Genomic DNA, 19,283 nt, shown 5'->3' with positions numbered 1-19,283 from the left:
GACCCGCGTCGCGCGCAGCCGGCCTCTCCCGATGTGGCAGCGGGCGATGATCAGAAGCTGACGACGAGCTCGCCGCCGGCCGTGGCGTTGTTGCCCTCGAGGAGCTCGGGGACCTCGCCGTAGGCGTCCACGATGGCCCCGAGCGTGTAGGTATCCACGGGGAGGTAGGTATCCGCGGGGACGAGGAGGCCCTCGCACTGGCCTACGGCGAGGCTCGGCACCCAGGCGCCTCCGGGGATGAAGTCGTCCGTCGTGATCGTCGCGTCGGCCGACAGCCGGACCTCCACGATGGTGCCGTAGCTCGGGGCCGTCCCCTGGTTGCAGACGGTGATCGAGACGTCGAAGAGGCCGCCCTGCGTGACGCTCGGCGGGCCGCTCACCGCCGAGACGACGAGATCGGGGCCGTGGCCGATGGCCATCAGCTCGCCGGCGGCGGCGTTGTTGGTCTCGATGAGCTCCTGGACCGGGCCGTTCAGGTCCACGATCGCGCCGAGGTGGTAGGCGCCGTCAGGAGCATAGGCGCCGGCCGCCACGGTGATGCTCTCGCACTGGCCAGGGCTCAACCCGGGGACCCAGCCGGCGCTGACATGGATATCGGAGGGCGTGACCGTCCCGTCTGACGACAGAAACACATCGACGCTCGTGCCGCCGCTCGGGGTCGTGCCCTGGTTGCACACGGTGACGACGGCGTCGAAGCTGCTGCCCGGCGCGGCGGACGATGGGCTGCTCACGGACGCAATGAGATCCGGCCGGAAGCCGACGCCGAACACGCCGCTTGTGTTGGTGTTGTTGGTCTCGATGAGCTCCTGCATCCAGCCGTAGGGGTCCACCACGGCGCCGAGGTGATAGGCGCCGTCGGGCGCCGCCAGGTAGGCGGGGATGGTCACGACCGTGCACTGGCCACGATCCAGGTACGGCACCGGCGCGCTTCCGGCGAAGAAACCTGTGTCGGCCTCCTGGTCGCCGGCCGCCAGGCGCAGCTCCACCTCGCTACCGTAGCTCGGCTGCGTGCCCTGGTTGCAGACGGTGACCTCGGCGCTGAAGCTGCTGCCCGGGACGGCGCTGGGCGGCGCCTCCACCGCCGAGACGATGAGGTCCGCTCGATAGCCGACGCCGATCACGCTGCCCGCCGCGGCGTTGTTGCTCTCGATGAGCTCGGGAGTCCAGCCGTACGGATCGACGAGCGCGCCCAGGTGGTAGGCGCCTTCCGGCACGTAGCCGTTCGCCGGGAAGGTCACCGTGGCGCACTGGCCCGGCGCCAGGTACGGCGCCGGCCCGTTCCCTGCCAGGAAGTCGGCCGTCGTGATGGTCGCATCCGAGGAGAGGCGCAGCCCCACGTCGCCGCCGTAGCCTGCCTGCGTGCCCTGGTTGCAGACGGTGACCTCGGCGTTGAAGTGGTCACCCGGGGCGACGCTCGGCGGCCCGCTCACGGCGGAGACGACGAAATCCGGCCCGAAGCCGACGCCGATCACGCTGCCCGCCACAGCGTTGTTGCTCTCGATGAGCTCGACGAGCCATTGTCCCGGGTCCACGATCGCCCCGAGGTGGTAGGCGCCGTCGGGCCCATAGGCGCTCGCGGGGACGAGCACGGAGGTGCACTGTCCAGGGCTCAGGCCGGCCACATGGGCGCTCCCCGCGTGGAGGTCCGCGGGCGTGATCGCGTCGTCGCTCGACAGGAACAGCTCGACGTCGACCCCGTAGCTCGGGGACGTGCCCTGGTTGCAGACGGTGACGGAAGCGTCGAAGCCGCTGCCCGGCGAGGCGCTGGGCGGTCCGCTGACCGCCGAGACGACGAGGTCGGGCTGGAAGCCCACGCCGATGAGGTCGCCCGAGGCAGCGTTGTTGGACTCGATCAGCTCTTCCTGCCAGTCGTGCACATCGACGATCGCCCCGAGGTGATACGCGCCCTCGGGAACATAAGCGCTCGCGAAGACGAGCACGGAGGTGCACTGCCCGGGCGCCAGGAAGGGGACCATGCCGCCGCCTGCGGGTGTGTCGTCTTCCGTGATCGCGGCGTCGGCGGACAGGTAGAGATCCACGTTGCTTCCGTAGCTCGCCTGCGTGCCCTGGTTGCAGACGGTGACGGAAGCGTCGAATCCGCTCCCCGGCATGGCGCTGGGCGAGCCGCTGACCGCGGAGACGATGAGGTCGGGCCAGTTGCCGACGCCGATCACGGCGCTCACCTCCGCGTTGTTCGTCTCGATGAGCTCGGGAACCCAGTTGTCCCGGTCCACGATCGCACCCAGGTGGTAGGCGCCGTCAGGCACGTATGCGCTCGCCGGGAAGGTCACGGTGGCGCACTGGCCCGGATCCAGGTACGGCACCGGACCGTTGCCAGCAGGGGAGTCGGCCATCGTGAGGGTCGCGTCGGCGGAGAGCAGCAACTCCACCTGGGTGCCGTAGCTCGTCTGTGTGCCCTGGTTGCAGACCGTGACCGACGCGTCGAAGCTTCCGCCAGGGATCGTGCTCGGCGGCCCGCTCACGGCGGAGACGACGAGATCCGGCGCGTAACCGACGCCGATCACGCTGCCCGCCGCGGCGTTGTTTGTCTCGATGAGCTCGGCGAGCGCGCCGCTCGGGTCCACGATCGCGCCGAGGTGATGCGCGCCGTCGGGCACGTAGGCGTTCGCGGGCACGACGACGGAGGTGCATTGCCCGGGGTTCAGCCCGGGGACATGGCCGCTCCCGGCGTGGATGTCCGAGGGCGTGATCGCGTCGTCGCTCGACAGCAGCAGCTCGACGTCGGCGCCGTAGCTCTGGGTCGTGCCCTGATTGCAGACGGTGACGGCGGCGTTGAAGCTGCTGCCGGGCGTCACGCTTGACGGCCCGCTCACGGCCGAGACGACGAGATCGGGCCAGTGGCCGACGCCGATCAGATCACCCGGCGTCGCGTTGTTGGTCTCGATCAACTCGGGCTGCCAGCCGTACGGATCGACGATCCCGCCGAGGTGATAGGCGCCATCGGCCATATAGACGCTGGCGGGGATCGTCACGGCCGCGCACTGGCCGGGATCCAGGTAAGGCGTTGGCGCGCCACCCGCGAACGCATCGGCCTCCGTGATCGTGGCGTCGGCGGACAGGCGCAGCTCCACCATGCTGGAGCCCGGGGTCATGCCCTGGTTGCAGACGGTGATCTCCGCCTCGAAGCCGCTGCCCGGCAGGACGCTGGGCGGGCCGCTCACGGAAGCGACGGTGAAGTCAGGCCCATAGCCGATGCCGATCAGCGCGCCTGAGCCCGCGTTGTTGGTCTCGATGAGCTCGGGGACCCCGCCCTGCGGGTCGACGATCGCGCCGAGGTGGTAGGCACCCTCGGGCACATGCGCGCTCGCCGGGAAGGTCACGGTGGCGCACTGGCCGGGATCCAGGTACGGCACAGGACCGCCGCCGGCGAGGAAGTCGGCGGCCGTGATTGTCGCATCCGCGGAGACGCGCAGCTCCACGTGGGTGCCGTAGCTCGTCTGCGTGCCCTGGTTGCAGACGGTGACCGACGCGTCGAAGCCGCCGCCGGGAAATACGCTCGGCGGCCCGCTCACGGCGGAGACGATGAGGTCGGGGCCATGGCCGACGCCGATCAGGCTGCCCGCCGCCGCGTTGTTGGTCTCGATGAGCTCGAGGAGCGAGCCGCCCGGGTCCACGACGGCGCCGAGGTGATAGGCGCCATCGGGCACGTAGGCGTTCGCGGGCACGGCGACGGAGGCGCACTGCCCGGGGCTCAGACCGGGCACATAGCCGCCCCCGGCGGGCGCGTCGAACGGCGTGATCGCCTGATCGGACGAGAGCACCACGGCGACGTCGCTGCCGTAGCTCTGCGTCGTGCCCTGGTTGCAGACGGTGACAAGGGCGCTGAATTCGCTGCCGGGCACGAGGGTCGGCGGCCCGCTCACGGCGGAGACGATGAGATCCGGCCGATGGCCCACGCCGAGCAGCCCGCCCGACGCGGCGTTGTTGGCCTCGTTCAGCTCTTCTTGCGAGTTGTACAGATCGACGATCGCGCCGAGGTGATAGACGCCGTCTGGCACGTAAGCGCTCGCCGGGAAGGTCACGGCCGCGCATTGCCCCGGTTCCAGGTACGGCGCCTGGGCGCCGCCGGCGGGCGGGTCGGTCTCCGTGATGTTGTCGTCGGGTGACAGGCGCAGCTCCAGGGCGGCGCTATAGCTCGGGGTCGTGCCCTGATTGCAGACGGTGACGGTGGCGCCGAAGCCGCTGCCGGGAAGGGCGCTCGGCGGCCCGCTCACCGAGGAGACGATGAGATCCGGCCGGTAGCCGACGCCGACCACGGCGCCAGCTGCGGTGTTGTTGCTCTCGATGAGCTCGGGAACCCCGCCGTACCGATCGACGATCGCGCCGAGGTGGTAGGCGCCGTCGGGCGCGTAAGCGCCCACGTGGAGCGTTCGCGTGGTGCACTGCCCAGGATCGAGGTACGGAACCATGTCGCCGCCGATGGGCACGTCGGCCGCTGTGATGATCGCGTCCGAGGAGAGGTACAGCTCCACGTTGCTGCCATAACTCGCCTGCGTGCCCTGGTTGCAGACGGTGACCGATGCGTCGAGGGAGCCGCCGGACGTCGCGCTCGGCGGCCCGCTCACCGAGGACACGATGAGGTCTGGCTGGTGGCCGACGCCGATCGCGCCGCCCGCCGCCGCGTTGTTCGTCTCGATGAGCTCGACGGTCCAATCCGGGACGTCCACGATCGCGCCGAGCGTGTACGCGCCGTCGGGCACGTACGTGTTCGCGGGGATCGTCGCGGAGAAGCACTGTCCGGGGCTCAGGTTCGGCACATAGCCGTGGCCGATCGGGAAGTCGGCGGGCGTGATCTCGTCATCGGGCGAGAGCAGGAGGTCGACATCGGTCCCGTAGCTCGTCTGCGTGCCCTGGTTGCAGACGGTGATCGAGGCGTCGAACCAGGCGCCGGGCACCTGGCTCGGCGGCCCGCTCACCGCCGAGACGACGAGGTCCGCCCGGTAGCCGACGCCGAGTAGCCCGCCCGCCACCGCATTGTTGGACGTGGTGAGCTCCGGGTTCCAGCCGTTCTCGTGCGCGATCGCGCCGAGGTGATAGGCACCTTCCGGGACATTGGCGCTGGCGGGCACGGTCACCGACGCGCACTGGCCAGGGTTCAACCAGGGAACCGGGGCGCCGCCGAGGAGGTGATCCGACGGCTCGATCGCAACGTCCGGCGAGAGGAGCACGTCCACGAGCGCGCTCTGGCTCGGCGTCGTGCCCTGGTTGCACACCGTCGCCTGGACCTCGAAGCCGCCGCCGGGGAGCGCGCTCGGAGGGCCGCTCACGGCGGAGACGATGAGATCCGGGCCGAAGCCGATGCCGATCTCGCCTCCGACGGCCGTGTTGTTGGTCTCCGACAGCTCGATCACCTGCTCGAACGAGTCCACCACGACGCCGAGCGTGTACGCGCCATCGGGCACGGCCGCGGCGGTCTGGACGCCGAGCTCCACGCATTGCCCCGCGTCGAGATACCCCAGCGGCGCATAGCCGGTGATGGGATCCGACGGTGTGATGATGTCGTCGTCCGAGAGGCTCACCTCGACCTGGGTGCCGTAGCTGGCCGAGTTGCCCTGGTTGCACACAGTGACCCACGTCGTGAAATAGCCGCCCGGCAGGACGCTGGGCGGCGCGCTCGCGCTCGAGATCACGAGGTCCGGTTCGTCGCCCGTGAGCGCCCCGGTCGCCGCCCCTATCGGCTCGGGATCGTCAGGGGGTCCGCTGCTCCCGCACCCCACGGTCATCGCCAGCATGCCGAACACGAAGCACGCCCGTCGCACCCGAGATACTCTTAGGCTGAGCATAGAGAATCAGGAGAAGCTGGGGGCGCGTCCACGTCAAGGGGGTCGCGATTCTCGCTGGAGTTTCGCGGGATAGGGGCTTTGCGCCGTCACGAGGCGGGGGGGCGCCTCCGCCTCCGCTTCCGTGACGTCTGTTCCTTCTGTTTCCATGCCGCGCGCGCCGTGGGCTTGCGCTCACCGCTGGAACCTGAGACAGGAGCTCCATGAACGGGAAGGTCTGCATCGTCACCGGCGGCAACACGGGCATTGGCAAGGAGACGGCCCGCGGCCTGGCTCAGGCCGGCGCGAAGGTGGTGCTGGCGTGCCGCGACACCGGCAGAGGGGAGGCGGCGCGCGACGACATCGCGCGCTCCACCGGCCGCAAGGACGTGGAGGTGATCGCGCTGGATCTCGGGAGCAAGGCGAGCATCCGCGCCTTCGGCGAGCGCTTCCGCGCCGCGCACGAGCGCCTGGACGTCCTTGTGAACAACGCCGGGGTATGGCGGAGCGCGCGCGGCACGACCGAGGACGGCATCGAGGCGACGTTCGGGGTGAACCACGTGGGGACGTGGCTGCTCACGCAGGACCTCCTCCCGCTCCTGAAGAAGAGCGCGCCGTCGCGGGTCGTGGTCCTGTCCTCGAAGCTGCACTACCGCGGCCGGATGGACTGGGAGGACCTGCAGTTCGAGCGGCGGAAGTACGGCACGACGGCGGCATACAGCCAGTCGAAGCTCGCGAACGTGCTCTTCACCAAGGCGCTGGCCCGGCGGCTCGAGGGCACCGGCGTCACGGTCAACGCCGTCCATCCGGGGGTGGTCAGGACTGACCTGATGCGCGATTATCCAAAGCTCCTTACGAAGCTCTTCAACCTGTTCCTGCTCACGGCCGAGCAAGGGGCCGAGTGCTCGCTGCACGTGGCCACGGCGCCGGAGCTGGCCGGGGTGACGGGGGAGTACTTCGAGAAGAGCCGCATCAAGCCGGCGGCGGCGGAGGCGCTCGACGAGGCCGCGCAGGAGCGGCTCTGGGCGCTGACCGAGGCGCTGGCGGCGTAGCGACGCGAGGCGGCCCGCGGTCGAGCGCGACACCGGGCCTCTTTGCAAAGGCTCGCGAGCGGAGAGAGAGTAACGCAAAGGCGCAAAGGCGCAAAGACGCAAAAATACACGAGATTTGTTCTTTTTTTGCGCCTTTGCGTCTTTGCGCCTTTGCGTTGAACTCTCTCTCCGGCTCCATGGCCAGGACTCCTGGCGGGCGGAACTAAGGGCAGCTCGGCCGCCACGCGTCGTCGGCGAAGTACCTGGCGATGAGATCGTGGAGCGGGCGATCGTAGTCGCGCAGCTCGGCCCGCGTGTCGATCTCGTTGTGGATCCCGTTCGCGGGGATCGCCTCGGTGTTGGCGTCGAACCAGGACTGGACCCCCTCGGCCCAGTATTCGTCCTTGTTCGTCGCCGCGTAGGTGTCCTCCCATTTCCCCGCCTGGAGCGCGGCATCGAAGACGTCCTCGAGCTCCCCGTTGAACGCCGGCTCGACGAAGGCGATGCCCATGATCGCGATGGCGTGCGAGAACTCGTGCACAAGGATGTCCTCGCCGAGGTACGGATCGCTCGCATAACACAGGACGTTCTCCTCGGCGCAGGAGCTCGCGGGCCGGGCGGGGGTCGCGCCGAGGCCGCGGGCCCGCGTGTCCCAGTCCGTCCCCGGGAACGCCTCGTACAGGTCGCTGTGCTCGGGGATGTCGGTTGTCACCTCCGTCTCCGCCATCACGGCGACGCGCGTGTGGTTCTCGATCATCGCCTGACGCACGTCGTCGCGGTGGCCGAGCATGCGGACGGCCACCGAGCAGGTGCGCAGCAGCGCCGCGTCAGGCACCTTCTCGGAGCTGATGACGGGGATCCCCGCGGCGTCGACGTACTTCTTGTAGAAAGGGTCGAACCCCAGCTCGGGCGGCACCTCCGAGACGCTCCCGCACTCGCCCTCGGGCTCTCCGCCTCCTCCGCCTCCTCCTCCGGCCCCGGCGCCCGTCGCGGCGCTGGAGGTCGCGGCTTCGGCCGCGCTCGAGCTGGCCTCCGCTACGCCGCCGGAGCCGCCGCTGCCGGCTGGACCCGCGCCACCGCCGCCTGCGCCGCCCTCGTCGGCCGGCGACTCGGAACAGGCGGCCAGGGCGCAGGTGAGGAGAGCGATCAATGCAAATCGTCCATGCACGCTTTCACGCATGCGCGCGAGGCTACAAGAGCTGAAGCCAGCATCCAAGTCGCGCGCCGGCCGAATGGGCAGTTGACCGCATCCGCCGGCGCGGCCCCCTGGCGGTGACGGCGCAGGCGCTGGCACAGCCCGGCGCACGGCGAGCCACGCGTGCGGCCGAAGGACTGGATTCCACGAGCTTTTTGCGCCGCGCCAGGCCGCCTGTGCGCGCGGCACGCCGCGTGCTGGCGGAGCGGGCATGACGGTGCAGGAACGACGGGAGCATGCATGATGGAGCGCTCACCCAGCGATCGCGTTCACCCTTTGTCCCAGCCGCGCGTGGGTGCGGCCCTCTTGTCGCTCGCCCTCGGCGTCGGTTGCTCGGGCGAGACCCAGCTCCCGACGGAGGAGCACCCACCGAAGCCGACGGTGTGCGACTTCGAGCTTCCCGCGGCCGCCTCGCCCGCGCTGAGCGGCGATCTTCGGATCAACGAGGTGATGACCGGCAACGACGGCGCCTGGGTCGACGAGGTCGGCGAGACGGACGATTTCATCGAGCTGATGAACATCGGCCAGCGCCCGCTCGATCTCGGGGAGTACGCGCTGAGCGACAAGTCCGGCAAGGCGACACGGCTGCCGAAGCTGACGCTCGGGCCGGGGCGAACGGCGCTGTTCTGGGCCGACGACACGCCGGAGCAGGGCCCGCTGCACCTGCCGTTCAAGCTCTCGAACTCGGGCGCGCGCGTGGCGCTGTGGTCGTCGTCGTGCCAGCTCGCCGACCTCGTGAATGTGCCGGAGCTGCCGCGGTCCGAGAGCTACGCGCGCTTGCCCGACGGCACGGGCGAGCCGTCGATCTGCCGCTATGCCACGCCCGAGCGAGAGAACGGCGAGACCTGCGGTCCGCCGGATCCGCCGAACCTCGACGACAGCATCCGCTTCGCGCCTTTCCAGTGGCCCGAGCCGTTCCCGGCCATCGCCGGGCCGCTGGTCATCTCCGAGCTCTCGCTGCGGCCCGCGGGGTTCGTCGAGGTGCTGAACGCGGGCGGCGCGCCCGTCGCGCTCGACGGCTTCGCGCTGCGCCTCGCGGCGCTCTCTCCGGGGCAAGCGCCGCCCGGCGCCGACGCGGGCGTGCTGCTCGCGTGGCCCGAGCCGTCCGTCACGCTCGCGCCCGGCGAGCGGGTGAGCGTCCCGGTGGGCGCGAGCGACACGGCCGAGATCGAGGCCTCGCCCGAGTTCGAGGGCGTGGCGACGCTGTGGCGCGAGGACAGCCCGGAGCCGAGCGATCGCATCGACTTCATGGCCTGGCCCGAGGGCGCGTCGCTGGCCCGCGTGCCCGACGCCACCGGGGCGCCGCGCTTCTGCGGGGCGGCGAGCCCCGGCGCCGCGAACGAGGGCTGCGCCGAGCTCCCGGGGCGTGAGCTCGCGAGCGGGCGCGCGCACCGGCTGGAGACGGCCGCGGACTTCGCCGAGCTGGCCGAGGGCGGCACCGCGGTCGGTGAGCTCGGCGTCAAGTTCGTCGTCGACATGGCCGCGAACGACACGGTGCACCTCCTGAGCACGCGAAAGTGGGCGCTCCACTACACCTTTGTCCGCGAGCAGATCCGGAAGGAGCCCCACCTCGATCGCTGCGATCCCGAGCAAGCCGCGGAGTTCAACGTCGGCTGGGGGTTGTTCAGCCAGACCGAGTACTTCCGGTCCGAGGGCCGTCGCTACCTCCTCGGCACGCTTGTCGAGCACACCAACGGAGCCAAGACCGTCGAGTTCTCGCCCGGCGACCAGATCGTCGGCGAGCAGATGCGGCGCGCGTTCTTCGCGGCGATGAAGGCGGTTCCCGACCCGGAGGCGTGGGCGATACGGCCCACCGAGGGGCGCCAGATCATCGAGCTGCGGAAGATCGAGGGGACGGCGCCCATCGTGGGGCCGAACGCGCCGTACAAGGGGCTCACGTACCAGTCGCTCAACCCGGCCGAGGGCTTTGGCACGCTGACGTTCGTCCCGGCGCGCGATCTGGAGACGGCCGAGCTCGGGCCGAACGTGATCGTGGTGACCGACGACGTGCCGAACGAGACAGCGTTCATGGGCGGCCTCATCACCGAGGCCTTCCAGACGCCGCTCGCGCACGTGAACGTGCTGGCGCGCGGCCGGGGCACGCCGAACATGGCCCTGCGCGGCGCGCGCAATGACGAGCGCCTCAAGGCCCTGTTCGGCAAGCTGGTGCGGCTCGAGGTGCGCGCGTCGGACTTCGACATCCGCGAGGCCACCGCGCAGGAGGCGGACGCTTACTGGGAGAAGCGCAAGCCGACCGGCGAGCGGCTCTCGCCGGCGCTCGACCTCTCCGTGCGCGGGGTCGTGCCGCTCGACGCCGCGGGTTACGCCATGGGCGACAGCATCGGCTCCAAGGCGGCAGGCATGGCCGAGCTGTACCGCGTGAGCGGCGTGGGCCAGTATTGCCCGCTCGACCTCTTGCCGCTGTACGTGCCGCCCGCCGCGTTCGCGATCCCGTTCTCGCACTACATGGACCATTTCGAGGCGAGCGGCGCGGCGGAGCTCCTGGCCGAGCTCGAGCAGGATCCCGAGTTCCGCGCCGATCCGCACGCGCACGCCGAGGGGCTGGCCGAGGTGCGGGCGCGGATGCTGGCGCACCCGGTGGACCGCGCGATCTTGAGCGAGGTCACGGGCGCTATCGAGCAGCGCTTCGGCGGCGACCGCGTGAGGCTGCGCAGCAGCAGCAACACCGAGGATCTCGCGACCTTCAACGGCGCGGGCCTGCACACGTCGACGAGCGGCGAGCTGGACGCCGCGTCGAGCTCCATCGAGGACGCGCTGCGCACCGTCTGGGCGAGCCTGTGGAACACGCGCGCTTACGATGAGCGCGAGTTCGGCCACGTCGAGCAGGCGCGCGCGGCCATGGCCGTGCTCGTGCACCAGGCCTGGCAATCGGAGCGCGCGCAGGGCGTGGCGATCAGCCGCAACGCGCTCGACGCCACCCGCGACAGCCAGTACTACATCAACGCGCAGATCGGGGAGGCCTCGGTCACCAACCCCGCGCCCGGCGTGACAAGCGACGAGATCGTGTACACGCCGCCGCCTCGCACGATCAAGGCGGAGTACCTCACGCGCTCGAGCCTGTCGCGCGGGCGCGACGTGCTGTCGTTCCCGGAGATCCAGCGGCTCGGGTGCGTGCTCGAGTCCGTCCACGCTCATTACCGGCCGCTGGTGGACCCGAAGGGGGAGAACCGGCTGTACGCGATGCAGATCGAATGGAAGCTGATCGGCCCGGAGCGCCGGCTGCTCGTCAAGCAGGCGCGGCCCTACAGCTTCGGCACGCTGGAGGCGCCTGGCGACTGCCGTGAATACTAGGCTCGACGCCTCCCTCTCATTCGAGGAACACCGTGATCGGGTGCAAGCTCATGGTGGTCGAGCGGCTCGCCGGATCCGTGAAGCAGGAAGGGTGATAGATGCCGTTCTTGGGGGCGATGGGGTCGCAATAGCTGTCACACGGGCCCAGGAGTCGGATCGCCCCGCACGGTTGGATGGAGCCAGTCGCCTCGTCGATGTGCCCGGCGGCGCAGTCGCGGAGCGCCGCGCGTGAGCTCGCGTCGTTCTCTGGGACATGGCAGGCGTAGAGCGCCGGCGAGCTCCCGTAGATGTTGCCCCAGAACGCGCCCTCCTCCCTCGTGAACGTGGACAGCTCCGGCGAGTTTTGTTTGTTGATCGCCTTGGTGGGTCCACGCGAAGAGATCACGACGGGAACCCTGTAGTAGTTGGTGCGCGCCGCGAGGCACGCCGAGACCCAGCGCTGCCCGTTACCGTCCAGCGGGACCCACGCCCAGCTCCGCGCGAGTCCGAGCACGCCTGTGTAGATCTCGTCGTGATAGACGCCAGAGGCGTCGATCCACCCGAAGCGGAATGATTGCGAGCTTTCGAGGGCGCATTCGACGGCGTACCTCAGGTGCTCGCGTGAGAGCGCGCCGTTCGGCCCGGGGTCCAGGATCGCGGTCAGCGCCTGCGAGCCAAGGGCGATGAAGCTCAAGGCGCCGATCGCCAGCGCGTTGGGGTTGAGCGCGTTGGGATTGAGCGCGTTGGGATTGAGCGCGTTGGGATTGAGCGCATTGCCGGCCTCCAGCGCGCTCTGCGCTTCGCCCAAGGGCTCTTCCAGCCACACTCCGTCCCCGCCGCATCCGGTTCCGGCCAGAACGATGACCGGTATCAGGCCTACCACGGTATTTCGAGCCATATCAGTCCCCCACTGAAAGGCTGCAATTCTGGTAATAATGGCAGAGTTTGCTGAAGGTGTCGAGTGAGCGGGGCGAAGTAGTGGCGTGACGTCCGACGGACAGACGTCTGGAGCGTCAGGGGGACTTCGATGGCGTGCTCTGTCCCGCGTGTTTCGCCCCTGGCCGATGTCGGGTACGTCATTGGCGGCGAGGAGCGCTCCGGTGAGGATGCCGCCGGCTGTCCAGAGGCTGTCTGGCGTCGAGGCGCGTCCGATGACGCAGGCCGCCATGGTGTCGAGCGCATCCACGAGGCCATCGTCACGTCCAGCGTTTACAGGCGCGCCGTCGACCGTTAGTTTCGCGAGCAGCGAGGTGCCCATGTCCACATCTGCCCATGGTCCGACGTTTGACGAATCCCTCCCCCCCGTGCGCTGGGGCGTCCTCGGGGCGAGCAACTTCGCGTTGACGGTCAGCTTACCCGGCATGAAGCGGGGGCCGCTGACCCAGCTCACGGCGCTGGCGTCGCGCGACATCGGCAAGGCGCGCGACGCCGCGCGGTCGCTCGGGATCACGAAGGCGTACGGCAGCTACGATGAGCTGCTCGAGGATCCGGAGATCGAGGCCGTCTACAACCCGCTGCCCAACCACCTGCACGTGACGTGGACGGCGCGCGCTGCCCGCGCCGGCAAGCACGTCCTGTGCGAGAAGCCGATCGCGCTCAGCGCCAGGGACGCGGAGGCGCTTGTCGACGTCCAGCGCGAGACGGGCAAGCTGATCGCCGAAGCGTTCATGATCCGCAACCACCCGCAGTGGCAGCAGGCCAGGGACTGGGTGCGAGGCGGCCAGATCGGCGATCTGGTCAGCGTCCAGGCGGCGTTCTCGTATTTCAACCGCGACGCCACCAACATCCGCAACAAGCAGGAAGTCGGGGGCGGCGCGCTCTACGACATCGGCTGCTACGCGGTGAACACGTCGCGCTTCCTGTTCGGACGCGAGCCCGTGCGGGCGATCGCGCTCGTCGAGCGCGATCCCGAGTTCGGCACCGATCGCTTGACCTCGGGCCTCGTCGACTACGGCGGCGCGCACCTGACGTTCACGTGCAGCACGCAGGCGGTGGCCTACCAGCGCGTGAACGCGCTCGGTAGCAAGGGCCGCCTCGAGATCGAGATCCCGTTCAACGCCCCCGCCGACGAGCCGTGCAAGGTCTTCCTCGATGACGGCTCGACGCTGAACTGCAGCTCGGCCAGGGTCACCTCGTTCCCCGCCGTCGACCAGTACCACCTGCAGAGCGAGGCGTTCTCGCGCGCCATCCGCACGGGCAGCCCGGTCGAGAACTCGATCGAGGTCGCGGTCGGCAACATGCGGGTCATCGACGCGCTCTTCCGTTCCGTCGAGAGCGGGCGCTGGGAGAGGGTCTAGCGGCGCGTCAGCGCGTGACGGCGCCGAGCTCCACGAAGGCGCCGTCGGTCATGACCACGAAGGGGCGCTCGTCGAAGGTCAGACCGCCCTTGCCGTCGTGGTCGACGATCTGCAGCTTGCCCATGCCGTAGCCCATCGGGCCGCGCGCGTAGTAGTGCGCCTGCAGCGTGTACCGGCTGGCCCGTTGCTCCCGGGGCGCGCGGATGGTGAAGCACTCGGGCCCGTAGCCGGTGGTCACGTCGGCGTAGAGCCGCCCGCCGCCTGGCAGCGCCGGGTCGCCGTAATAGGCGTGGCCGCCGCGGTCGTCCCGGATGTGGAAGTCGACGTCGTTGGCGTCGGTCTCCCAGTTCAGCACGAAGCGGAGCGAGGGCGCGCCCTCGAGCGCGGCGCCGGCCTTCGCGAGCCGGGCCAGGATGGCCGCCCGGCGCGCGGGCTCCACCTTGAGCCACGCCGCGGCGACCAGGCCGAGATCCTCGCGCAGGATGCTCTCCACGCCGGCGAAGCGCCCCGGCGGGTAGCGGCGCGCGACGCCCGCCGCGAGCGCGTCGAAGGCGGCGGCGTGCTCGCCCCGCTTGAGGCGGGCGAACGCGAGCAAGCGGTGGCTCGCGGGGTGGTCGGGGCGCTGCTCCCGCGCCTTCTCGTACGTGTCGACCGCCAGCTCGAGGCCGGCGCCGCCCGCGAGCCGCTCGAGGCGCGCGCCGGCGAAGCGGCGGAGGTCCGCGCGCGCCGGGAACAGGTCGATCAGCGAGCCGTACGCGCGGGCGGCGCCCGGCGTGTCGCCCGCCGCCTCGAGCGCCTCGCCGAGCGCGACGAGCGCGAGCACGTCGCCGGGGGCCTCCGCGCGCCAGGCCCGGGCGTCGCGCACGGCGGCCGGCGCGTCGCCCCGGGCGAGGGTGTCGTGGATCTGCTTGAAGCGGCCGGCATACGGCTCTGATCGCGGGGGCGCGGCGTCGTCGGGGGCGTCGGGGGCGTCGGCGGCGGCGGGCGCGGCGCTCGGGGGCGGCGAGAACAGGACGGGGTACACCACGTCGACGCTGCCGCCCTCGGGCGCGGGGAAGGTGAGGTCGCGCAAGGCGCGGACCACGCAGGACACAACGGCCCTGTCGGGCAGATCGGAGCCGCCGTCGCGCGCGTTGATGAGCGCGCCGCGCGGGTCGATGGTGAAGCGCAGGGTGACGCGGCCTTGCAAGCCCGCGTCGCGCAGGAGCCCGCTCTCGTAGCAGAGGCGGAAGCGGCCGAAGTTCTGGCGGACGATGCGCTGGATCACCTCCGGCGGGAGGCGGCCGCTCACCTGGGTGGCGCCCATGCGGACCTGCGGCGCCCTGGTCCGGTGGCTGCCAGCGAGGCGGCCGTGGCCGCTGCCGAAGCCCTGGCCGGTGCCCGTGGCGGCCGACACGGCGCTCGGCGCGGGCGCCGCGGCCCCGGCCGCGCTGCCGTGGCCAAGGGTGCCGATATTGCCGAGGCCGATGCCCTCGCCGCGGCCGCCGCCGCCCTCGCCGACGCCCGATAGCCCGAGCCCGCCGGCGCCCCCGCTGACGACCGACAGCGCGCGCCCGTCCGCGCCGAAGGAGTCCTTGCTGTCCGCGCCCGCAGGGGGCGCCGGCGGCGCGGGGGGAGCGCGCAGGGCGGCGCTCCCGCCAGGGGAAACGTCGGCGGCCTGCTCGGAGAAAATCTCGGCGCGCTTGCCAGGCGAACCGCCGGCGACCGGGCTTTGGGCCGGCGCGGGGCCCCACGGCTTCCCGCCCTGCGGCCGCGAGCGCCTCTGCACGGCGACGCGGCCGCCCTCCACGGTCAGGATGTCGGAGAGCCCTCGCCGGGCGATGTCGAAGCGCGCGTAGTCGTGATCGGTCTCCAGGACGAGCAGCGCGGTGTACGGGCTCAGCACCCGGTGCGCGATCGAGAGATCGATGATCTGCTTGCGGATCGCGTGCTGGTTGCCACCTTCGCCCTCCCGGGCGAGGAGGCCGTCGATCTTCGCACGGGCCCAGGAGCGCTCGAGCAGCGGGCGCTCCACGCCGCGGAGGTCGGGCGTCGTGGTGCGGCCGTCGACCGTGAGCCGGACGGGCAGCTCGGCCGGCACCTCGGCGTAGACGAGCGCCTCGTCGCCGGGCTGCACGCCGTTCAGGGTGCGGGGCCAGACCCAGCGCGCGCCCTCGATGTTCACCGCGATCCCCGAGCGCGTGGCCGAGCCGAGGCGCCGCTCGATCTCGGCCGCGCCGCGCGCGCCGTCGACCACGGCCCCGTCGCGGGGCAGGCCCGCCGCGACGAGCTGCCGCAGCGCGGCCTCGTCGCGGAGGCCGCCGAGCGCGACCGCGTCGAGCCGCTCGACCCCCGCGCCCCGCAGCGCCGCCGCGGCGCCGCGGAGCGCCCCCGTCGCGACCTCGCCCGCCGTGGCGATGCCGTCGGAGAGCAGCACGACGCGCCGCTGCCCGCGGGCCCGCGCGCGTTCGCCGGCCCAGCGGAGCGCGCGCCCGAGATCCGAGGCGCCGAGCGCCTGCCGCTCGCGGATGCGCGCGAGCTCCGCCTCGCCGAACGCCGCGGCCGCGCCGTCGAAGACGGGGGTGACGGCCTGGTCGTAGCAGGCGACGGTGAGCGGCGCGCCCGGGCCGCCTGCCTGGGCGACCGCCCGCGCGAGGGCCGCGAGCACGCCGAGCTGCTCCTCGAGCCCGAGCGCGCGTGAGGCGCTCGTGTCCACGAGGATCACCGCGGAGGCGAGCGGATCGGGCCGCGCGTCCACCGGAGCGTTCACGCGGGCGAGCACGAGCTCGCCGCTGCGCAGGCCGCCGCGCGCCTCGATCGACGCGAGCCGCGCGGGATCCACCACGAAATCAGCCTCGGGCGCGGCGTCGTTCCGGCGCAGCGCGTGGACGGGCGCCGCGGCGCCGGCGACGGTGGCCTCGATGTCGAGGCGGCTCACCGTGGGCAGGCCGCGCAGCGGGACGGCGAAGGGAGCGTCCGCGCGGAGCTCCTGGGAGTACGACAGGACGATGTGCTTCACGCCGCGCGCCGGGATGGGGAAGACCCGCGCGCTCACCTCGTTGCCCGCCGCCTGCTCGAGCAGCGCAGGGTCCTGCTTGCGGTGGAGGAAATCCTCGTACGCCTCGCGCGCGCGCTGGCGCTCGACGACCTCGCCCTCCTGCCATCGGTCGTCGATCTTCATGGCGAGGCGCCCGACGCTCGCGCCGGGCGGCAGCGTCACGCTGAAGGTGCCCTCGAGCACGCGATCCTCCGGGTTCTCGAAGGTGAGGTGCAGCTCGGCGAGCGCGAGCGGCGCCTCGATCACCGCGCGGCCGGTGAGCGCGACGAGGCGCAGCCCGGTGCCGTCCGCGGCGGTGAGCCGGAACGGCGCGGCCTCGGGGCGGCGCGCCGCGACGGCGACGGCCGGCGCGGCGGGCAGGGGGCGCGGCGCGGCGGGCCCGGGCGCGCGCGAGAGCGTGGCGGGGGTGGCGGGCGGCGAGGGGCTGTCGGCGCAGCTGAGGAGGGCAGGGACGAGGGCGGCGATCGCGGCGAGCGCAGCGCGGCTGCGGAAGATGGCTCTGGGCACGGGGGATCTCCGGTCGTTGCGCGGTGGGCCGAGCCTGAGCGCGGGCCCGCCAGCGGTGGGGCAGGGCGATCGACAACCCGGGCGGGCCCGAGGTTCCCGCCTCGGCGAGCGCGGCCGAGCGGCGAATTCCACGGCGTGGTCGGTCCGGCGTGGAGACGCAGGGGACTTGCGTCTTCTCGACGGACAGCATCGCCGCGGGGGCGCGACAGGGGCGCCAGCGCCGGCGTCGAGACATGTGTACGGCGTGCGCTTGAACTAGATTGCTGCGCACCTCATGCAGCTCCTGAACCTCCCTCCCGCCGAGCGCAGCTCGCTGCGTGTGCCGGGCGCGCCGTCGAGCCGCTGCCGGCTCGTCCCCGTCTTCCTGCTGGCGCTTGCGGCAGCCGCGTGCGGCGGCGGGGAGCGCGGGGGCCACGACCGTACGCGTGATGGCGGCGCCAGTGGCGACGGCGGCGCTGGCGGCAACGGCGGCGCTGGCGGCAACGGCGGCGCTGGCGGCAACGGCGGCGCTGGCGGCAACGGCGGCGCCGGGAGCGCGGGCCAGGGCGACGCGCGTTGCCACGACTACACGCGCTTCGACGCCGGGCGCCCCGTGGAGTTCCGGACCGAGGTGCTGCCGCTCCTGCAACGCTCCTGCGCGACCGGCGCCGCCTGTCATGCCGAGACGCGCGGCGACCCGATGCGGCCCTACCTGGGGCCGACCGCGAGCACGCCGCCGGCGCAGGTCAGCGCGGAGGAGCTCGCCGCCATCCGCGAGCAGAACGTGAACGTCGACTCCGGAGAGGCCTCCGGGATGAAGCGCGTGGCGCCGGGGGACCCGGAGCACAGTTACGTCATGCACAAGATCGATGGAACGCTCGAATGCGGGCTCGTCTCGTGCGACGAGGGGTGTGGCCTCGCGATGCCGCCGACGCTGAAGCCGCTCTCGGCCGACGAGAAAGACACCGTTCGCCGCTGGATCGCTCATGGCGCCGCGATCGATTGAGGAGGAGGCCGCCGGCGCTCGATGGCTTCACTGAAAAGGAGATCCGTCACGATGTCTCACAGGAACGGTTCGCTGTGGTTCACACGGTGCATGCTTGCCGCGGCGAGCGCTCTGGCAGTCCTGGGTTGCGGCGATGGCGACGACGAGCAGCTGCGGCCGGTCCCGACGCCCTCCGTGTTCCGCACGCTCCCCACCGTCCCCACGGGGGAGGCCCGGGAGCTCGATCTGCCGCGGGCTCAGCCCCCGCGCCGCTATCCCGACCTGCCGGAGGCCGTCAGCTCTTTCGGCGCCGCCCTCGCCGACGACACGATCTATACCTACGGGGGGAACCTCGGAGGAGGCTTTGCGGCCGAGCACCAGTCGACCGGGTTCCGGCGGCTCTCCCTCGCGCAAGGCGGCGCCTGGGAGGACCTCGGGGCCGTGGAGCACCTGGAGAGCATCGCGCTCGTGGCCCACGGCGGCTTCATCTACCGTATCGGCGGCCTCCGCGTGGACAGCGCCATCGACGAGCCGGAGGTCCTCACCTCGGTGGCGACGGTCCAGCGCTACGATCCGCGCGAAGGGACGTGGCAGGCCATGCCGGACCTGCCCGAGGGGCGCTCCGGGCACGGGGCCGTGGTGGTGGGCGACCGGCTGTACGTCGTGGGGGGCTGGACGCTCGCGGGCCCCGGCGAGCTGCTGACCCGGGGCGTCGTGCTCGACCTCTCGACGCCCGACGCGGCGTGGGTCCCCCTGCCCGAGGCGCCGTTCACGCTCCGCTCGCTGGGCGTCGCGAGGCGCGGTGACACGATCTACGCGCTCGGCGGCGTCGGCGAGGGGATGGCGTTCTCGGGCGAGGTCTACCGGTTCGACACGAAGACCGAGGCCTGGTCGCCGGGCCCGGCGCTCCCCTCGGAGATCCCGATTGCGGGCTTCGGCGCGACGGCGTGCAACGACGAACAGGACCTCTACCTCAACATCGCCGACGGCCTCTTCCGGCTCAACGCGGCGGGCGACGGCTGGGAGCCCGCAGGAGCCCTGGAGTTCACGCGGTATTTCAGCCCCCTCATCTGTCCTGGCGGCGGCGAGGTGATCGTCCTCGGCGGGCGATCCGCGGCGGACAACGAGCTGACCGCATCCGTCGAGTCCGTCGGCGTGGCGCAGTAACGACCGCGCGCCGA

General features: G+C 71.7%; 9 protein-coding genes. 5 read left to right on the top strand and 4 right to left on the bottom strand.

Annotated features, from left to right (window positions below):
- Positions 1-50: 50 nt before the first annotated feature.
- Positions 51-5,780 carry a CARDB domain-containing protein gene (locus WME97_RS29145; RefSeq protein WP_437542197.1) on the bottom strand — a complete coding sequence of 1,910 codons (5,730 nt, stop codon included), beginning with the start codon at positions 5,778-5,780 and terminating at the stop codon, positions 51-53.
- Positions 5,781-6,004: 224 nt separating this feature from the next.
- On the opposite strand from WME97_RS29145, the gene WME97_RS29140 reads away from it, so the two are divergent.
- On the top strand, positions 6,005-6,832 hold the full coding sequence (locus tag WME97_RS29140; RefSeq protein WP_437542195.1) for an SDR family oxidoreductase: 828 nt from the start codon (positions 6,005-6,007) through the stop codon (positions 6,830-6,832).
- Positions 6,833-7,034: 202 nt separating this feature from the next.
- Here WME97_RS29140 and WME97_RS29135 read toward each other — a convergent pair whose 3' ends face one another.
- Positions 7,035-7,961: a hypothetical protein gene (locus WME97_RS29135; protein ID WP_437542193.1), complete on the bottom strand. Its 927-nt coding sequence runs from the start codon at positions 7,959-7,961 to the stop codon at positions 7,035-7,037.
- Positions 7,962-8,312: 351 nt separating this feature from the next.
- On the opposite strand from WME97_RS29135, the gene WME97_RS29130 reads away from it, so the two are divergent.
- On the top strand, positions 8,313-11,318 hold the full coding sequence (locus WME97_RS29130; protein WP_437542191.1) for a PEP/pyruvate-binding domain-containing protein: 3,006 nt from the start codon (positions 8,313-8,315) through the stop codon (positions 11,316-11,318).
- 16 nt (positions 11,319-11,334) lie between these two features.
- Here the strand turns inward: WME97_RS29130 and WME97_RS29125 are convergent, their stop codons facing one another.
- Positions 11,335-12,555 (bottom strand): hypothetical protein, encoded by a 1,221-nt coding sequence (locus tag WME97_RS29125; RefSeq protein WP_437542189.1) that lies wholly within the window; start codon positions 12,553-12,555, stop codon positions 11,335-11,337.
- Here WME97_RS29125 and WME97_RS29120 point away from each other — a divergent pair.
- Positions 12,554-13,594: a Gfo/Idh/MocA family protein gene (locus WME97_RS29120; protein ID WP_437542187.1), complete on the top strand. Its 1,041-nt coding sequence runs from the start codon at positions 12,554-12,556 to the stop codon at positions 13,592-13,594. The genes WME97_RS29125 and WME97_RS29120 overlap by 2 nt on opposite strands.
- Positions 13,595-13,601: 7 nt before the next feature.
- Here the strand turns inward: WME97_RS29120 and WME97_RS29115 are convergent, their stop codons facing one another.
- Complete coding sequence (locus tag WME97_RS29115; RefSeq protein WP_437542185.1) at positions 13,602-17,138, bottom strand: AgmX/PglI C-terminal domain-containing protein; 3,537 nt, start codon at positions 17,136-17,138, stop codon at positions 13,602-13,604.
- Between the two features lie 274 nt (positions 17,139-17,412).
- Between WME97_RS29115 and WME97_RS29110 the strand changes: the two genes are divergently transcribed.
- On the top strand, positions 17,413-18,123 hold the full coding sequence (locus WME97_RS29110) for a hypothetical protein (protein WP_437542183.1): 711 nt from the start codon (positions 17,413-17,415) through the stop codon (positions 18,121-18,123).
- Positions 18,124-18,174: 51 nt separating this feature from the next.
- A complete protein-coding gene (locus WME97_RS29105) occupies positions 18,175-19,269 on the top strand; it encodes a Kelch repeat-containing protein (RefSeq protein WP_437542181.1) in 1,095 nt (364 codons plus the stop codon).
- The last annotated feature ends 14 nt before the right edge of the window (positions 19,270-19,283 follow it).

It is taken from the genome of Sorangium sp. So ce367, assembly GCF_051520455.1.
In the GTDB taxonomy this organism is placed as follows: Bacteria; Myxococcota_A; Polyangia; order Polyangiales; family Polyangiaceae; genus Sorangium; species Sorangium cellulosum_B.
The sequence above is the reverse complement of the archived record's forward strand: the minus strand, read 5'-3'. Positions and strand labels throughout refer to the sequence as shown.